Source organism: Nocardia sp. NPDC087230 (assembly GCF_044744725.1).
Taxonomy (GTDB): domain Bacteria; phylum Actinomycetota; class Actinomycetes; order Mycobacteriales; family Mycobacteriaceae; genus Nocardia; species Nocardia canadensis.
In genome coordinates this window covers 700,405-717,013 of the sequence record NZ_JBIUYV010000001.1, presented here as the reverse complement: position 1 = coordinate 717,013, position 16,609 = coordinate 700,405, and the positions used below count along the sequence as shown (strand labels likewise).

Annotated in this window: 16 protein-coding genes; 10 read left to right on the top strand and 6 right to left on the bottom strand. The window is 61.2% G+C overall.

Annotation, left to right across the window (positions count from 1 at the left end):
• Positions 1-31 precede the first annotated feature (31 nt).
• The 5 genes from ACIO52_RS03395 (at position 32) to ACIO52_RS03375 (ending at position 5,723) form a co-directional block, all read left to right on the top strand.
• Positions 32-1,099: a BtrH N-terminal domain-containing protein gene (locus ACIO52_RS03395; RefSeq protein WP_062984879.1), complete on the top strand. Its 1,068-nt coding sequence runs from the start codon at positions 32-34 to the stop codon at positions 1,097-1,099.
• Between the two features lie 82 nt (positions 1,100-1,181).
• Entirely contained in the window at positions 1,182-2,813 is a 1,632-nt protein-coding gene (locus ACIO52_RS03390) for a long-chain fatty acid--CoA ligase (RefSeq protein WP_062984881.1), read from the top strand.
• A gap of 282 nt (positions 2,814-3,095) precedes the next feature.
• Positions 3,096-3,626 carry a PaaI family thioesterase gene (locus tag ACIO52_RS03385; RefSeq protein WP_022565926.1) on the top strand — a complete coding sequence of 177 codons (531 nt, stop codon included), beginning with the start codon at positions 3,096-3,098 and terminating at the stop codon, positions 3,624-3,626.
• Positions 3,623-4,837 (top strand): cytochrome P450, encoded by a 1,215-nt coding sequence (locus ACIO52_RS03380; protein ID WP_062984883.1) that lies wholly within the window; start codon positions 3,623-3,625, stop codon positions 4,835-4,837. The genes ACIO52_RS03385 and ACIO52_RS03380 overlap by 4 nt, the downstream gene beginning before the upstream one ends.
• A 688-nt stretch (positions 4,838-5,525) precedes the next feature.
• Positions 5,526-5,723, top strand: coding sequence for a hypothetical protein (locus tag ACIO52_RS03375; RefSeq protein WP_062984885.1), 198 nt, complete (start codon positions 5,526-5,528; stop codon positions 5,721-5,723).
• Positions 5,724-5,736: 13 nt separating this feature from the next.
• Here ACIO52_RS03375 and ACIO52_RS03370 read toward each other — a convergent pair whose 3' ends face one another.
• The 3 genes from ACIO52_RS03370 to ACIO52_RS03360 form a co-directional block, all read right to left on the bottom strand.
• Positions 5,737-6,090: a hypothetical protein gene (locus tag ACIO52_RS03370; protein ID WP_402641347.1), complete on the bottom strand. Its 354-nt coding sequence runs from the start codon at positions 6,088-6,090 to the stop codon at positions 5,737-5,739.
• Positions 6,091-7,177: 1,087 nt separating this feature from the next.
• Positions 7,178-8,812 carry an MFS transporter gene (locus tag ACIO52_RS03365; RefSeq protein ID WP_063816138.1) on the bottom strand — a complete coding sequence of 545 codons (1,635 nt, stop codon included), beginning with the start codon at positions 8,810-8,812 and terminating at the stop codon, positions 7,178-7,180.
• Positions 8,813-8,873: 61 nt separating this feature from the next.
• Complete coding sequence (locus ACIO52_RS03360) at positions 8,874-9,209, bottom strand: DUF4873 domain-containing protein (protein ID WP_074965659.1); 336 nt, start codon at positions 9,207-9,209, stop codon at positions 8,874-8,876.
• Positions 9,210-9,475: 266 nt separating this feature from the next.
• On the opposite strand from ACIO52_RS03360, the gene ACIO52_RS03355 reads away from it, so the two are divergent.
• The 5 genes from ACIO52_RS03355 (at position 9,476) to ACIO52_RS03335 (ending at position 14,980) form a co-directional block, all read left to right on the top strand.
• The gene (locus ACIO52_RS03355) at positions 9,476-10,462 is read left to right on the top strand and encodes a diiron oxygenase (protein WP_062984888.1); all 987 of its coding nucleotides are present in this window, start codon (positions 9,476-9,478) and stop codon (positions 10,460-10,462) included.
• Between the two features lie 108 nt (positions 10,463-10,570).
• A complete protein-coding gene (locus ACIO52_RS03350) occupies positions 10,571-12,169 on the top strand; it encodes an NAD(P)/FAD-dependent oxidoreductase (protein WP_084503719.1) in 1,599 nt (532 codons plus the stop codon).
• The gene (locus tag ACIO52_RS03345; RefSeq protein WP_062984890.1) at positions 12,166-13,023 is read left to right on the top strand and encodes an SDR family oxidoreductase; all 858 of its coding nucleotides are present in this window, start codon (positions 12,166-12,168) and stop codon (positions 13,021-13,023) included. Before ACIO52_RS03350 ends, ACIO52_RS03345 begins: the two co-directional genes overlap by 4 nt.
• A 62-nt stretch (positions 13,024-13,085) precedes the next feature.
• Positions 13,086-14,129, top strand: a complete 1,044-nt coding sequence (locus ACIO52_RS03340; RefSeq protein WP_062984987.1) for a ferredoxin--NADP reductase — start codon at positions 13,086-13,088, stop codon at positions 14,127-14,129.
• Between the two features lie 212 nt (positions 14,130-14,341).
• A complete protein-coding gene (locus ACIO52_RS03335; RefSeq protein WP_062984893.1) occupies positions 14,342-14,980 on the top strand; it encodes a TetR/AcrR family transcriptional regulator in 639 nt (212 codons plus the stop codon).
• Positions 14,981-15,610: 630 nt separating this feature from the next.
• Here the strand turns inward: ACIO52_RS03335 and ACIO52_RS03330 are convergent.
• Genes ACIO52_RS03330 through ACIO52_RS03320 form a run of 3 tightly spaced genes read right to left on the bottom strand, consistent with a single transcriptional unit; the run spans position 15,611 to position 16,603 of the window.
• Positions 15,611-16,018 carry a DUF302 domain-containing protein gene (locus ACIO52_RS03330; RefSeq protein ID WP_062984895.1) on the bottom strand — a complete coding sequence of 136 codons (408 nt, stop codon included), beginning with the start codon at positions 16,016-16,018 and terminating at the stop codon, positions 15,611-15,613.
• Positions 16,019-16,045: 27 nt separating this feature from the next.
• On the bottom strand, positions 16,046-16,285 hold the full coding sequence (locus ACIO52_RS03325; protein WP_062984897.1) for a YgaP-like transmembrane domain: 240 nt from the start codon (positions 16,283-16,285) through the stop codon (positions 16,046-16,048).
• Between the two features lie 48 nt (positions 16,286-16,333).
• On the bottom strand, positions 16,334-16,603 hold the full coding sequence (locus ACIO52_RS03320) for a metal-sensitive transcriptional regulator (RefSeq protein ID WP_062984899.1): 270 nt from the start codon (positions 16,601-16,603) through the stop codon (positions 16,334-16,336).
• Positions 16,604-16,609 lie beyond the last annotated feature (6 nt).

Genomic DNA, 16,609 nt, shown 5'->3' with positions numbered 1-16,609 from the left:
TTGGCCCCCTCATTCACCCGGAAGGATTCACATGCCCCGCAGGACCCTGGTCGATGACTACCCGCACAAGATGGGGGGACACTGCGGTTCTGGCGCTATGCGGGATCTTCTGCATTGGCATGGACTGGGGTGGGATGGGCCGCCCGACGAAGGTCTGGTGTTCGCTCTCGGCGGCGCACTGGGGTTATCGTACCTCCGGTCAAGCGACCTCGTTCCACCGCTGTACCTGGTAGGACGAGGCGCCGACTTCGAAATTGATCTGCCCCGCCGACTCGGCGCGCAAGTCCAGGTTCTCACGACCGATGATCCCCGAGAGGGGTGGTCATGGGTTCTCGACGAGCTCGAAGCAGGCAGACCCAGCCTGGTATGGGGAGATATCGGTGAGTTGCCGTACCTCCGCGTCCAGTTCCAGATGAGTCGCCACGACATCGTCGTGATCGGTCACGACGAGGCCGAGGGGATCGCCTTTGTCGTAGACAATGACCGCGCCGAGGTGCAGAAAGTCCCGCTCGATGCACTGGCTCGGGCGCGGTCCTCGAAGTCTTTCCCGCAACCGACGCGCCACTGTACATACCGCATCAGCTGGCCGAGTGCGCTGCCGGACGTGGCGGAAGTAGCGGCGGAGGCATTTCGACAGTCCGCAGCCGGAATGCGCCGCCCATCGCAACCCGGGATCGTCGATCTCAGGACAGCGGCATCCGGTGCGGAGGGCTTGGCCGCGGCGGTGCAGCTGGCGGCCGACATTCAGACCTGGGCCGATCTTCCGGTGGACGACCTCGAGACTCTCCTGTTCAGCCTGAGCGCTTTCATTGAGAAGGCAGGTACTGGCGGCGGGCTGTTCCGCCGATTGCTAGCCGATGGCTGCGCAGATGTCGCTCGTCTGACCGGGGACTCCGCCACCGCTCAACTCGCCGTAGCGGCCAGCCGTTGTGCGCAGGCGTGGACCGCCACTGCGCGTGCCGGTATCCGCCGCGACGTTGATATACGAGTTCGCCTGGCCGGGGTGGCCTCGGCCGCTAGCCAACTGCCAGAGCTGGAGTTGGACCTGGTCGCGTCCCTGGAGGCTGCTTCCAGTTCGCTGACGGCTGTGGATCGCTGACAGCAGCCCCATGTCGCCGGCCAGCGGCGAATCAACCCCCAGATCGCCTACGTTCGAAGACACTCTTGAATGAGGAAATGCTATGCAGAGCACGATGATGAACGTCCCGTTGACGACCGCGGCGATTCTGCGCCACGGCTCGAGTGTGCACGGCTCGGCGACCGTGCGGACTTTGCAACTTGACGGAAGCGTGAAGGTTGCTACGTTCTCCGAAATCGGACGGAGGTCCGCTCAGTTGGCCAACGCATTGCGGGCTTGCGGGATCACAGGCGATGAGCGCGTCGCGACCCTCATGTGGAACAACCAGGAGCACGTGGAGGCCTACTGCGCAGTGCCCTCGATGGGAGCGGTGCTGCATACCCTGAATCTACGGCTCGCCTCCGATCAGCTTGTTTACATCGGTAACCACGCTCAGGACCAAGTCGTGATTGTCGATGGAAGCCTAGTACCCATGATGGCCTCAGTGTTGCTGCAGCTCACTAGCGTGCATACCATCGTTGTCACCGGAGAGGTGGACCTTACCCCGCTGCACCGTGAGGGACTGACAGTCGTTGATTACGAGGAGTTCATCTCCGCCCAGCCCGAGACGTTCGACTGGCCAGACCTCGACGAGCAGTCTGCGGCCGCGGCCTGTTACACCTCTGGCACCACCGGCGACCCCAAAGGTGTCGCCTATAGCCACCGGTCGACTTACCTCCACTCGATGGCGGCCTGCGCCGCCGACGGACTGAGCGTGAGCAGCGATGACCGAATCCTCCCCATCGTCCCGATGTTCCACGCGAACGCCTGGGGGCTGGTCTACGCCGCACTCATGGCGGGTGCCGGCTTGCTCATGCCTGACCGGTTCCTACAGGCCGAGCCGCTCGTGCGGCTGATCGACGTCCACAAGGCAACCATCGCCGGGGCAGTCCCGACCATCTGGAACGACGTCTTGGACTTCCTGGATTCCAACCCCAGCTACGACATCTCGTCTCTAGGCCTGGTCGCTTGCGGTGGCTCAGCTGTACCCGTTCATCTGATGAAGGCCTTCGAAGAGAGGTACAACGTACAGGTTGTACAGGCGTGGGGAATGACCGAGACCTCGCCACTAGCGGCTGTCGCGCGTCCACCGGCGTCGCTCGACGCCCAGGAGCGGTGGCGTCTGCGAGCGACCCAAGGTCGTCCGGTTGCAGGAGTCGAGCTTAGGATCGTCGACGACGGAGGCAATGAGCTCCCGCACGACGGCGAAGCCGTCGGTGAGTTGCAAGTGCGCGGACCTTGGATTACCGGCTCGTACATCGGCGAAGAGGATGGCGGGGATAAGTTCCAGGACGGCTGGTTGCGCACCGGCGATGTCGGCCGGATCGACGAACGCAGCTTTGTCACGCTGACCGACCGCACCAAGGACGTGATCAAGTCCGGCGGGGAGTGGATCTCCTCGGTCGAGCTCGAACTTCTGCTCGCCGGTCACCCCGACGTGCTCGAGGCATCAGTAATCGGGGTCCCGGATGAGAAGTGGCAGGAACGCCCCCTCGCTGTGATCGTCGTACGCGACGGGCGGCAAGTAACACCTGCCCAACTGCGTGACTTCCTCGACGGCAAGGTCGCCACGTGGTGGCTGCCTGAGCGCTGGAGCTTCACCGCAGAGGTGCCCAAGACCTCGGTCGGCAAGTTCGATAAGAAGCGGTTGCGCACCCTGCATGCGAACGGCGAGCTGACCGTCGTCGAGATTTAGGAATTGTCTCCATGCCTGGTCCTGAGTAGGACGGAACAGGACATTGATACCCATAATGCGAAGCTTTCGCGACACCGGCGACATTACCGTGCACGTCGACATCGGCGAAAGGCTGCAAACGAAGATGGGAGTCACCTCCCAGTGCACGGCACGTTTCGCGCCGGTGGTGGTGGAATGGGGCCACCGGCTGCGCACCACCTCTGGCGTGCGCGATATGTATTTGCATAGTGGTCACGCTCGAGATCGATGTTGGGTGCGGCTTCATCGACAGGAAGGCTGACCATGAGCAATCTATCGGACACGGGCGGCAGGTCGTCCGATCCCGACTTGGAGGAATGGGTGCGTTCGTTCCGACTTTTGGAACCTCGATCGACTGAGTTGCCTCCCCACCATCCCAACTGTCTCGGTTGTGGACCGGCCAACCCGCATGGGCATTTTCTGACGGCCCAGCGCTGCGCAGGCGGCGTGGTCGCTCACCACCGATTCGATCGACGTCATGTAGGAGCGCCCGGAATAGTGCACGGGGGCGCTGTGGCGACAGTAGTCGACGACCTATTCGGTTTCCTGCTATACACCGTCGGCGAACTCGCCGTGACGCGCCATCTCGACCTCGACTATCTTGCTCCGGTTCAGCTCGACACTCCCTACGCCCTGCACGCCGAACTACGGTCTCGAGATGGCCGGAAATTACATCTCGGGGCCAGAATCGAGGATGCAGGGGGACATTTGGTTGTCACGGCCACAGCACTGTTCATTGTGGTCGATGTCAAACATTTCTTGCAGTCGCCGGTGAGTGCAAGGAGACAGGCATGACTGTACCGAGCGAGCGAGCACTGCTCCTGGACGCCTTGCTAACCGATCACGGCTCGGCCGGACCTTATGAGGCGTTCCGGCGGCTGCGCCAGACGCAACCAGTGTTGGTTACACGATCGGGGGTGCTGGTATTGAGCCGCTACGACGATTGCGCGGCGGCGCTCCGCGACCGCAGCCTCGGCAAGGCCGACGAGTCGCTGGGCTTCGGCTTGTCCGACATTCCTGAAGAGCTGCAACATCAGGCCATGCACCGGTTCCGACGCACCATGCTGTTCCGCAACCCTCCTGACCACCACCGGCTGCGTCGGTTGGTCGCCGACGTGTTCACCCCGAGGCACATCGACGCGTTGCGCGGCCGTATCGTCACACAGGTCAACCACTTGCTCAATGTCATGGAAGCACGGGTCTCCGTCGACATCATCAACGATCTGGCGCTCCCGCTGCCCGTGAATGTGATTGGAGATCTACTCGGGGTGCCCTTTACTGATAGAGCAGTAGCAGCCCCACTGGTGCGGGCCCTGCTGGCCTCGCTCGAACCCGGTGCCGATATCGCGGCCTTGACAGCAGCCTGCGACGCCGAAGACCAACTTGCCGCATATTTCGCTGACCTGTTGGCGGTCAAACGCGCCCGCCCTACCGATGACCTACTGAGCCGGCTCGCCGTCGCGAATGGCGACGACATCCTAGACGACGACGAATGCGTCGGTACCGCGATTCTTTTGTTTGCGGCAGGGTTCGAGACCACCACGAACCTGATCGGCAACGGCGTCGCCGCGCTGCTCGCCCACCCTGACCAAATGCGCGAACTTCGTGCCAGGCCAGAGTTGGCGAGCAACGCAGTCGAAGAATTATTGCGCTATGAGTCCCCCGTCCAGACCAACGGGCGTACGGTGCTCCAGCCGACGCGACTGGCGGGAGTTGATTTACATCCCGGTCAGGTCGTACTGATCCTGCTTGGGGCAGCCAACAGAGACCCGGATCGGTTCGACGACCCCGACAGTCTCGACATCACCCGAACCGGGGTCCCGCCGTTGTCGTTCGGGGCCGGCATCCATTTCTGCCTCGGCGCACCGCTTGCACGGCTCGAAGGGGCAATATTGTTCCCGCTCCTGGCGTCCCGATTTCCCGATCTTCGGCTGGTCGAGCAGCCCCGCTGGCGCACCGGGCTGTCTTTTCGCGGACTTTCGACCTTGAAGGTGGTCACCGCATAAGCCGTTGGACTTCTGATAGTTCATCGGACAGAGTTGATCCGGCAAACAACAAGCCCCTGGCGGCTTTGCCGATGAGCTCCTCCTGACGGCTGTCCATAATTCGTTCGACTAGCAGTGAGTATTGTTCTGGGGGTAGCCACTCGGCGGCTTATTCGATGATGGAGTTGATCTCCGGGCTGTGGCCACGCATGTTCGCTCGCCCGACCACACGGCTTCCGCACGAGGGCACCGACCGGTCGTTGCGGGGCCGACATCGAGAGTTGTGTTTCGAGGGCCAGGTGTTACTGGTGGCCAGGTACCGCGGACGAATCTGACGATGCGTCAACCCGCGGCGGTACTCGGAATGGAAGCCGGCCAACCCCGGTGATCGACGACCTGGTACTACGTTGGCGCTGCGACCCCGGTCCGATCCCGCACGGTGTGGTGCTTACGGTGGTCAGCACCTGGTCCGACCTGCGACCGTACATTGCCGCACCGAGTAGGAACCACTGGTACTCGACCCACCATCTGGTCGTCATCGACGCCCGATAACGAAGTCGTCGTCGTGATCGGACGTCCGTTGCACCGCAGGCCTGGACGGAATCCGGCGCCGACGCCTGCCGCACCGCTATGGTCATCGCCGACGGCGGCTACCAGGGAACGGCCTCTTCATCCCGCACCGCCAGGCGCCCGGTGTCGGACTGCCGAAATGGAACAGGCCCACAACAAGTTCCACCGCAAGGTTTACGAGAAATCGCTGAGTAAACCACTCTTTGCCGCGTACCGCAAACTGGCGATCGCGTGGGCAGTCGCGGACTACTTCCGCGGGCCGCTCACTTCCATCGGTGCCAGGTTCAATTCCGGCCGAATCAGGGATCTGGCACTATTTCGCAATTCGACTGTGTGAATTGCTCAGCCGCTCAGGAGGATTCGCCGAAGGTGGCGTCGCCTCTCACACGGCTCTTGATGATCGCGGCGAACGAACGTGACCAGCGGGTGCGTCGAATCCGGGCTGGCGGTAGAGTCATGTCGAAGCGCCACTGGTCATTTGGGTCTGTGCGAGCAGGTTCGGTCATAATTGGGGGCCCGGTGATGTGAGCGGCATCGAGGAAGGCCTGATGGGCGCGGACGAGGTTCGGCTGACTTCGATAGCCGCAGGCGGTGATCGCGTCAAACAGCAGGGCGGCGTCGGGTGCATCCCTTATTCCACCGCTGAGGAGATAGGGCTTGAACTCGTAGATGATTCCTGGACCTCGGCGAAACGCTGCTGGCATCGGATCGCGACCCTGTCTTGGCGCAGACCTGGCTCGACCGGACCACGATGCAAGCCTGCGGAGACCTCGGCGATATCGGGTAGTTGCGGGGGCGTCATCGAGGCAGCCCGCCGCGGCGGTCAGGCAGTGTCGGCGCGGTGCGATAGCGTGTTCGAGGGCGTCACCGAGGTTCTCCCAGATGTGCCACCGATCAGCGACCTGGAATCCTACTGGCTCCCCGCTGGCCACACCTCCGGAGTAGGGGTCGGCCCGGTCGCGGCACATGATCTCGATGTCAAGAAGGGTCTGTAACCATATTCTCAGAGTCTTGGCGCTGCAATCTGTGAGCACGTCGATCGGGCGGCGAGATTCCATGCGATCAGGATCGTGGCGTAGCGGTGTCCATGGCATAGCGCGGAGCCGTCCGCGCATAGTTGGGCTGCGGCAGGTCAGGGATCGCACGAACATGGCGGAGCAGGGTTATCCGGTCCGCGCCGCGAGATGTCCAGTCCAACGGCGCTCCCGGGCGGCCACCCAGGACTAACGCCACCGCTCCCAACACCCGCTGCAGAACAACGTCCATCGCCCGCGGCGTGCGGCGAGCCAAGGTACTTGCTCGGCGAAAGTCTTTCCGAAGTCGATGTTGTCGCAGAACAATCTGCTGACGAGCAACACGATCGCCGCTTCGCTGGCAGTGACCGAGATATCGGCCAGTTGCCGCCGATACGGCCGTGAATCCACCGGGACGGCGCTGAGCCACTCGGGCAGAGCGCCACCGCATCGCAAAGTTGCGGCGTCGATTCGCACGGACCCGACCCCACGAACCGCATCGACCAACAGTCCGTCCATGTGCGGGAACGGGACCCCGTCATTCCAAGATCAGAGACACTGGCCACATAGTCAACTATCGACCAGGAACGGGGCCCACTCTCGGGCCGGACACCACGACAACCGGGCAGTCACTCAGATCGGGCATGTGCCATTAGCCGACCACCCGAGAGCACGTCGGCGACGAGAGTTCATCACCGGAGTTCGCTCCCGACTGGCTGTTCTGCTGACGCCCTGAAGCGGTCCGCAAGTGTGAACGGATCCGGAAAGTGCGTTCGGCTTACCGTTGCGCCGGTTCAATGGTAGGCATTGACTCCAACCGCTTCCTCCGCGCACCACGCGTAAGCCGGAGGCGTCGCAGACGATTTCGACGGCCCCGGCGAACGCAACTGACTTTGTGGCCTTCGTCGACTGTGCGTCCAGGAGAGAGCGGGATGAGTATCAGCGCGCCTGCGAGGCTGATCACGGCCAGCGCGAACGCGGAGTGTTCCACTCCATCCCAGAAGGCGGCTTTCGCATACTCGGCGAGGGGCTCTCCCGCAGCCCCCGCGCGCTCAGCGACTTCGAGTGCACCAGCCAGCGAACTCCGCACCGGGTCGCGAGCAGGCTCAGGAAGGCGGGGTAACACCTCCGCGATCTTCGACGTGTAGTTCGCCGACAGGATGCTGCCGGCGACGGCGACACCGACTGCGGCGCCGATCTCTCGAGTTGCGTCGTTGACCGCAGCTGATACCCCATGTTTCTCCAAGGGCGTGTCGAGCATGATCGCGTTGGTGGCGGGAGCGGCCGACATGCCCAGGCCAGCGCTCATGATCAGCAGCGGCCAGAGCACATCGAGGTAAGACGAACCGGTGTCGAGGCGCTGGAGGGCCAACAAGCCGACTGCGATGGTAAGTAGCCCGGTCGTGGTCGTCACCCGGAGCCCCAGCCACGCGGCGATCATCGGTGAGACGAGAGACATCACGATGAGGGGAGCAACCATCGGGGCAAGCGCCAAGGCCGAGTGCAGGGGCGTGAACCCCAAGATGAGCTGGAAATGCTGCACCAGCAGGAACATCACACCGAAAGTCACGAGGAATTGAATGGTTATCGACAACGCACCGCTCGAGAAACCTCGGCGGCGGAACAGCCGTACATCAAGCAAGGGGTGCTCGACACGGAGTTCAGTGACGATGAAGGCCACGACACTCATTGCGCCGGTCGCTCCCATGGCGAAGACCCAGCCATCGGTCCAACCACGCGTCGGAGCCTCCATGACCGCGAATACCGTCGTCCCGATCGCCAGTACCACCAAGAACATGCCGCGAACCTCCAGCCGCGGGCATTCGGTGTCTTGTGAATCAGGGACGGTGAGACCAAGCACCAACAGCAGCAGTGCGACGACGGTCAGGCCGACGAAAATCGAGTGCCATGACCAACGTGTGAGGAGCAGACCGGATCCGACCATACCGATTACTCCGCCGGAACCGGCGACACCTGCCCACACCCCGACCGCGTACTCCCGTTTGTCCACCGGTAAGTTTGCGGTCAGAAGCGAGAGAGTCGCAGGCATGACAAAGGCGGCTCCGGCTCCCGCCACAGCCCTGGAGAGCATGAGCCATATCGGGGCATCGACCAGCACGGGCACCACAGAAGCGACCGCGAATACGGCCAAGCCTGCCGTCAGAACACGTCGACGTCCATATCTATCGCCGATCGCGCCCCCTGGCAACACGAGGCAAGCAAGCACCAGCGTATAGCCGTCGACTATCCAGGTAAGCGCGTTTTGATCCGCGCCCGTGTCCAAGGCTATAGCGGGGAGCGCGGTATAGAGCGCTGCCATAGCCGCGACAACGAGAGCCACTGCGCCGCAGGTGACAATCATGGTCCAGGCTGCGGATCTTCGGGCGTCGAGCAGGTGTCCAAAGCGGATCATGTCGGTTCCGGTTCCATTCGCAAGCGGCTGGTTGTCGCCGTCCGTCTTCGCGGTCTGTAGTTCAACTCGGCGTCGCCTCGACTTCGTCTAGTGATGACGGCGTGGGGTATGGCGGGCGACCGCGGCCTTGAATCCGATAGCGACCCCAGAAGTCTCGATCACCGATGGTTCCGGCAGCTTCGCCGGCAGAAGTCCGGACCACTACCGAACGTCGACGACCCTGCAGAAACTCGTCGAGAATGTCACTCTGTCCAACCCGCCCGTACCAGCAGAAGCGGCCATCGATGGGTTGGAAGAAGCCACGCAGCTCGACCTGCACCTCAACTTCCGTGCTTGCCATGATCACTGTCGCGGACCCGATGTAGTCGGAGTCATCGTGCGGACTATGAGAATTCACTGTGGCTTCCTTCGCGTGATCGCCAGCCGACGCCTGCAACGGGATCCACCACACCAGCACTGCCGGTGTGGTGGGCCGACGTCGGAATCCGAGGGCGTTGACCGCTTGACAATCCGGTCTGCCGCAGTCAAAGTTACCCCATACCCCGAGTATCCGCTACCCATCGTTCGGGTAACTTTGGGCGGGAGTCCAAGCATTCCGACGGGGTGGCACACCGTGCCAGATACGCCGATGCTGTGCCATCGGCCGAGTCGAAAGATGGACCAATGACATCAAGCGAAGTTCGAAGCCGCAGCGCCGGGCCGATAGCCGTTACCACTGACGGCATGGCCCGCGTGAGCGGACGCCGACGCACCGATCTTCAACGATCGGCCGGGCGACTGCTCAAGACCTCTGCCGAGAAGTCCTATGACGCCGAGGTTGACATCGACTGGGATAGTCCATGGTGGCCGGATAAGGCATGGCTGCCCGAACACCGGGTGTCGCTCTTCGGCACCGAGATCTGGGACCGGCTCTCGGACGCACAGAAAGTTGAGCTGGGCAAGCATGAACTCGTGAGCATTCTCAGCTTCGGCATCTACGCTGAGAATTTGCTGAGCATGGCATTGCTACGGCAGAACACCACAGGGGACCTCGTCGACAACAAGTCGCTGTACGCACTCGCCGAAGTTGGCGACGAGAGCCGCCACTCCATGATGTTCGCGCGCTTGATTGCCAAAACGGGCATCCCGCCCTACAAGCTCCCGCGCGGGTTCCTTTCGATGGCGAAGATCCTGCACTTCATCCCGCTGGGGCCGTCCATTCAGGGTGCGACACTGTTGATCGAAGAGATCCTCGATAGGGCCCAGCGCGAGGCGATGAATGACGAGCGTCTACAGCCACAGGTCCGGCAGTTGATGAAGATCCATGTACTCGAAGAGGCACGCCACATCACGTTCGCGCGAACCGAACTTGTCGATGGTATGCGCGTACGGGGACGAGCCTCGAGAGCATGGCACCGCGGCGTGCTCGCGGTCGTCGCGAACTTGGCTTATCCCATCTTGATCAACCCGAAGCTGTACCGTGTCGTCGGCGTGCATCCACTACGTGGGTTCTTGGCGTGCCAGTCCGGTCCACACTACCGGGAGAATTTGCAGTTCATGTCCGAGCCGATGATCCGGTTCTTTGACGAGGCCGGCATGATCGAAGGCCGCATCACAATGTTCCTGTGGCGTCTGTCCAGGAGCCTCCCCGAGGATATCGCCCAGCGGTGAGCAGCCCAGTCCGGCGAAAGCACAAACGCACGGACGTGGCCAGGAATTTCGCACGACATATGAATTTGCGGCTAGCACTGGGCGAGCCGCACCGGCCAGAGGAAACCGATGAGCAAAAGTCGATCTGCCAAGTATGCACAAAAGGCCAATGGCTCGGGAGGTGACGGAGCGCGAGCCACAGTCCACCGGGCGCAAGTCCTCATCGTCGGAAGCGGATTTTCGGGAATGGGGATGGCAATACAGTTGCTGAGAGCGGGAATAGATGACTTCCTAATTATCGAGAAGGAGACCGAGATCGGCGGAACGTGGCGCGACAACACGTATCCGGGCTGCGCATGTGACGTTCCTTCGCATATGTACTCGTACTCCTTCGAACCCAAACCGGACTGGAGTCGGCTCTGGGCAGGGCAGGACGAGATCCAGAACTATCTCACCGGGCTAGCACGCAAGTACGATCTGTATCGGTTCACTCATTTTGGTCGGACACTGCAATCCGGACATTGGGATCCCGATGATTCCGCCTGGCATCTGGTCACATCCGACGGCCACGAGTACATCGCCCAGTTCCTAGTCTCAGGAGTCGGAGCGCTACACATACCGAGCATCCCTACAATTGACGGGCAGAAGAACTTCAACGGCACAGTCTTTCATTCGGCGCAGTGGGATCATGATTGCTCATTGGCGGGCAAGAAGGTCGCCGTGATCGGCACAGGAGCCAGTGCGATTCAGTTCATTCCCGAGATTGCCAAGGAAGCCGCTGAACTGCACGTATACCAGCGGACGCCAGCATGGGTACTGCCAAGGAAGAATGTCAAGATCCCGGAATCTATCCGTGCGGCATTCACCAGGATGCCGATCCTTGCGAAGGCAGTCCGGGCCGCTATCTACTGGTCAGCAGAATCGTTGTCAATGGGCCTCAATGGTCACCTCAACCTCATGCGCCCACTTGAGAGCATTGCCAAGTGGAACATCGCACAGGGAATCGATGATCCCGTATTGCGCGGTAAACTCACGCCTAGCTATCGCATCGGATGTAAGCGGATTCTCGGCTCGAGTGACTACTATCCAGCACTGAATCGACCAACCACAACCGTCATCACCGAAGGTATCTCTGAGATAACCGAGGATGCGATCGTGTCACGGAACGGTGAGAAGCGTCCAGCGGATGTGATCATCTACGCGACCGGATTCCATGTGACCGACGGGTTTGAAAGTCTTCGCCTCAAGGGCTTGTCCGGCAGGGAACTCGCAACGGTTTGGTCGGACGAAGGGATCCAGACGCACCTCGGCATCACCACCGCCGGGTTCCCCAATCTTTTCTTCCTACTCGGCCCCAACACAGGGCTAGGCCATAACTCCGTAGTCTTTATGATTGAATGCCAGATCAGTTACATCATCTCGGCGATCGATCTTGTCAACAAACGTGGCGCAGCTGCGCTAGAAGTACGCGAGCCGGTCCAGCGGAAATTCAACTCCGAAATTCAGGCCAAGCTGGTCAAGGGAGTCTGGAGTAGCGGCGGGTGTACAAGTTGGTACCTCGACGCACAGGGCGTCAACCGAACTGTTTGGCCGGGCTTCACATGGCAATACTGGCGGCGCACTCGCAAACTGGCGCCGGCGGATTTCGGATTTGTCGGCGAGTTGGCCGGTGCACAATACACCGCCGACCTCCCGAATGCGCTCGAAAAGGGGAACCTTCCGAAATGAAAGATTTCAGAGACCGGGTGGTCTCGGTAACGGGTGGCGGTTCGGGCATCGGCCGCGCCGTCGCAATTCGGCTGGCTGGCGACGGCGCACGGCTCGCGATCGCTGATATCGACGCGGAACGCGCACAGGAGACCGCCACTGTTTGCAATTCGCTTGGTGCAGAATGCCGACCCTATGAGCTCGATGTAGCCAATCGTCACGCATTCCAGGATTACCGGAACCGCGTCCTGGCGGACTTCGGATCAATCAGCATGGTCGTCAACAACGCAGGCGTTGCGCTAGGCGCCGATGTAGTGGACATGGAATGGATCGACTTCGAATGGTTGATGGGCATCAATTTCTGGGGGGTGGTTAACGGAACAAAACTATTTCTTCCGGATCTGATTGATTCAGGTGACGGCCACGTTGTCAATGTTTCGAGCGTTTTCGGGCTGATGGCCATACCCAGCCAGAGCGCGTACAACGCGTCCAAATTCGCTGTCCGAGGTTTCACCGAAGCGTTGCGTCAAGAGATGCGAATTAACCGCTTGCCCGTAGGTGTAACCTGCGTTCATCCCGGTGGTGTCCGGACCAATATCGTACGGGATGCTCGGGGCGTCGGCACAATGGGCGATCAAAAGAAGATTGTTGCCGGATTCGATCGGATTGCTCTCACGACACCCGATGGCGCTGCGGATTCAATCATTAAAGGCGTGCGTCGCAATAAGCCACGCGTTCTCATCGGGCCTGACGCCCTCGGCTTCGATGTTATTACGCGGGCGGTAGGGCCTAGGTACCAGGACCTCAACGCGCCTCTGGCCCGCCTCGGATTCGCGATAGGTCGCCGATACGGTCTGGTGAATTACAATATTTGATGCCGGTCCGCCGGGCTAGACGGGACTTCCGACAGTGGCTGTCCAGCATCGAGGGAGATGGAATGTTCTCGAAGAAAAATATGCCATGTGAGCTCACTGTGTCACGCGTGGTGCAGGAGACGCAGGATGCGGTCTCGATATGGTTTGAAGTCCCGGAGCATCAATGGGCAACATTCTCGTACACTCCGGGACAGTTCCTGACGTTGCGCATTCCTGGGAGTGGCGAGAGGGAACCTGTAGCCCGTTGCTACTCGCTGTCGAGTTCTCCGCACACCGAGGACGAGCTGGCTGTCACAGTAAAACGCACAGCGGGTGGGTATGGATCCAACTGGCTGTGCGACAATATCGCCACTGGCACTATCGTGTCCGTGCTACCGCCTAGCGGACATTTCACGCCGCAGGATTTGAATTCGGATATGGTACTGCTAGCAGCTGGCAGTGGCATCACGCCGATCATCTCAATTATCAAGTCAGCCCTGCTCGAGGGTGATGGCCATCTTGTGCTTTTCTACGCGAACCAGGACGCAGAGAGCGTAATTTTTGGCGAAGACCTTCGCTATATGGCGAAACAGTTTCCGGAACGGCTCATTCTCATAGAATGGCTGGAGAGCGAGCGAGGACTCCCGGACCGAGAAACTCTCTCAGAACTCTGCAGCGCATATAAGAATCGAATGTACTTCGTGTGCGGTCCAGCAGCTTTCATGGACCTAGTGGGCGACGTAGCGCATCATGTCGGCATCCCGCATGGCAATCTCCATCGAGAAATTTTCCAATCTCTTCGTTCCGATCCATTCGACACCGAAATTGGCGTCAAGCAGTCGATGACCACGGAGCAGGCACGTCTCGTGGTCTACCTCGATGGTGACCGTGCCGAGCTTCAATGGCCCAAGGATCTTACGCTCGTCGAAGTCCTGCTGAACGAGGGCTTTTCGCCGCCGTACTCGTGCCGCGAAGGCGGATGCGGCGCGTGCGTATGCAAGGTCATAGATGGTGACATACAGATGAGAGTGAACGACGTACTCGACGAGGACGACATCGAGGAGGGCGACCGCCTGGCTTGCCAGTCTCTACCGATCACCGATACTGTCATTGTGACATTCGGCTAACCGTCCACAACCGGCAGTGGCCGTCCGGCGGTGACATCGCCAGAATCCAGGCGTTAACGGGCTGCCGACCTCGTGTACTTGTCCATCCGTGTAGCCCGTAGCGTAAGATCGGCATCGTGGCAGGCGCGCGACGGAAAATGTTGGAGGTCGGTAGCTCGGTGGTTCGGCGAGTTGACGCACGATCAAGCCGTTGGGAAGAGCATCGGGCCGTAGTGCGCGCGGAGCTGGTCGATGCCGCGTACCAAGCCTTCGCTAAATATGGCCCCGAGGCCAGCATGGACGATATCGCCCGGGAAGCAGGCGCAACAAAACCTAAGCTGTATCGCCACTTCAACGACAAACAGGGCCTCCGTGCCGCTGTGGTGGAGCGGGCGAAGGACCTCATGTGGACCAACATTCTCGATGCGGTCGACTTCGGATCCGAGCCGATCGGTAAAGTGATGAATCAGCTCGTCGAGCAATATACGCAATTGGTCGACGAGCACCGCAACGTTTTCAAATATCTCGTGCGGAGTCATTTTAGCGAGAGCTCATCAGAATCCGATCAGGCCCTGGAGGATGCACGCGAGCTCGCCGGTTTCATTGCTGGCCATTTCGCCGCCGTGTTGGAGAACGTTGGCGCGGACAGCACCGGCATAGATTTGGTCGTGCAGTCAATCATAGGGGCCAGCCTCTCCGCAACCGATTGGTGGATTAACTCGCAAGCCGACCCATCCGCGATGTCCCGCTCGGCCTTCCGGGATCATCTCAGCGCTATCATTTGGGGAATTATCGATGCGTCGTCGCGAGCCCGGGGGATCCGAATCGATCCGACTGCGACGCTGCACACCGAGAATATTGGACTGCTCTAGGCGGATTTCGCATGACAACGAAGTCCGATCAAAGGCCTACATTCCAGGCGTACCATCTCGGTCGCTTTGCTGTGGCTTGCCAGGCCCAGCACGGCCGACGAGCAGGTTCAGGACCGCGCTGGGGTGCGGGGTCTGCTGCAGATTAGAAAGGACTTCGGGCTATAGCTACTGTAATTGCTGATGAGGGTTCTGGAAGGAAGCTGCGCTGCAATGTATCCAGCCCCATTGCTCACGTCATACCACCTCGCGTTGGCAATCATTCTATCATTTCCTTGATATTCAATTGCTTCAGTGCCAGTGGCTGATGCACCGGTGCTACATGTGAGTGCGATACGCATCCCCCCGGCCGGGCACCGGCAAGGACGCCATCGGTCCCGCTCTGCAACCAGTCACCACCGGTGCACTCGGAGTCCGAGGTCTCGAACCGGCGCGCTTGCTCGGCGGGTCGGTCGGAAAGCCTAGGCTTGGCGAAGGCCGGAGTGAGATGTGGTGGGTGGTCTCACCGAGCGGCGTGCCAAGGTTATTCGGGTCGTCGATAATCGGCTCAGGGCCGTAGGGACGATCGGCTCGTTGGGAAGGCGCGGCAGTCTGGCGCAGTGACCGGGATAGACCGGGACGGTGGGCGTCATGTCAAATCCCCGTGGCCCCCAGCGCAGCCAGGGCTGCGCGCAGGCGGGTGGTGGCATCCTCGGCGACCGGATCGAGTGCGGGCTGACCGGTGACTGCGACCATGAGCTGGGGGTTCATCGCTTCGACGATGATGGTGTCGGTGTCGGTCCGGTCGCGACGGACCACGACATTGCAGGGCAACAGGAGCCCGATCTGGCGGTTGATCTCGACCGCTTGGTGGGCCAGGGGTGGGTTGCAGGCGCCGAGGATGCGGTAGTCCTCCATGTCGTGGCCGAGTTTGGCTTTGAGGGTGGCTTGCATGTCGATCTCGGTGAGGATGCCGAATCCTTGCTCGGCCAACGCGTCTCGGGTGCGTTCGAGCGCGTCGTCGAAGGTGGTGTGCAGCGTGGTCGACAGGGCCAGGTCCATTCGTGTGCTCCGATCCGAGGAGAGTGGTCAGGCGGTGGGGGTTGGGCAGGTCGTGTCGGTCAGACCGAGTCGGCGCATCACCAGGGTGGCCGGGCACCAGCCCGCCGCGCTGTAGAGCAGCAGGTTCGCCCCGACCAGGGCGGCCAGAATCAGCCACCACGGGGACAGGGTCACACTCAGCAATACGCTGAGCAGGACCAGGGTCCCGGCCAGGGCCGGGACGAGGCGGGTGATGGTCCATCCGTGCGGTCGCGGTGGCAATGCCATCGGCGGGAGTCCTTCCAGTGTGCGTACCCGACCCCGCGCTGTGCGGGGTCAGGCCAGGGCGAGAAAGAGCTTTTCCAGTTCGTCGATGCTCATGGGCGCGGCCTCACCCTCGGGGGTCTCGGTGAGGCATTCGCGCAGGCCGGTGGCGACGATCTTGAATCCGGCGCGGTCGAGCGCTTTGGAGACCGCGGCGAGTTGGGTGACCACGTCCTTGCAGTCGCGCCCGTCCTCGATCATGGCGATCACCCCGGTGAGTTGGCCCTGGGCGCGGCGCAGCCTGTTGAGTACCTGCGCGATAGCGTCGTCGTTGCCGATCATCGATGT

Coding starts and splice junctions, on each gene's coding strand:
- ACIO52_RS03395 (WP_062984879.1), top strand. CDS start 32: ATGCCCCGCAGGACCCTGGTCGATGACTACCCGCACAAGATGGGGGGA.
- ACIO52_RS03390 (WP_062984881.1), top strand. CDS start 1,182: ATGCAGAGCACGATGATGAACGTCCCGTTGACGACCGCGGCGATTCTG.
- ACIO52_RS03385 (WP_022565926.1), top strand. CDS start 3,096: ATGAGCAATCTATCGGACACGGGCGGCAGGTCGTCCGATCCCGACTTG.
- ACIO52_RS03380 (WP_062984883.1), top strand. CDS start 3,623: ATGACTGTACCGAGCGAGCGAGCACTGCTCCTGGACGCCTTGCTAACC.
- ACIO52_RS03375 (WP_062984885.1), top strand. CDS start 5,526: ATGGAACAGGCCCACAACAAGTTCCACCGCAAGGTTTACGAGAAATCG.
- ACIO52_RS03370 (WP_402641347.1), bottom strand. CDS start 6,090: ATGCCAGCAGCGTTTCGCCGAGGTCCAGGAATCATCTACGAGTTCAAG.
- ACIO52_RS03365 (WP_063816138.1), bottom strand. CDS start 8,812: ATGATCCGCTTTGGACACCTGCTCGACGCCCGAAGATCCGCAGCCTGG.
- ACIO52_RS03355 (WP_062984888.1), top strand. CDS start 9,476: ATGACATCAAGCGAAGTTCGAAGCCGCAGCGCCGGGCCGATAGCCGTT.
- ACIO52_RS03350 (WP_084503719.1), top strand. CDS start 10,571: ATGAGCAAAAGTCGATCTGCCAAGTATGCACAAAAGGCCAATGGCTCG.
- ACIO52_RS03345 (WP_062984890.1), top strand. CDS start 12,166: ATGAAAGATTTCAGAGACCGGGTGGTCTCGGTAACGGGTGGCGGTTCG.
- ACIO52_RS03340 (WP_062984987.1), top strand. CDS start 13,086: ATGTTCTCGAAGAAAAATATGCCATGTGAGCTCACTGTGTCACGCGTG.
- ACIO52_RS03330 (WP_062984895.1), bottom strand. CDS start 16,018: ATGGACCTGGCCCTGTCGACCACGCTGCACACCACCTTCGACGACGCG.
- ACIO52_RS03325 (WP_062984897.1), bottom strand. CDS start 16,285: ATGGCATTGCCACCGCGACCGCACGGATGGACCATCACCCGCCTCGTC.
- ACIO52_RS03320 (WP_062984899.1), bottom strand. CDS start 16,603: ATGATCGGCAACGACGACGCTATCGCGCAGGTACTCAACAGGCTGCGC.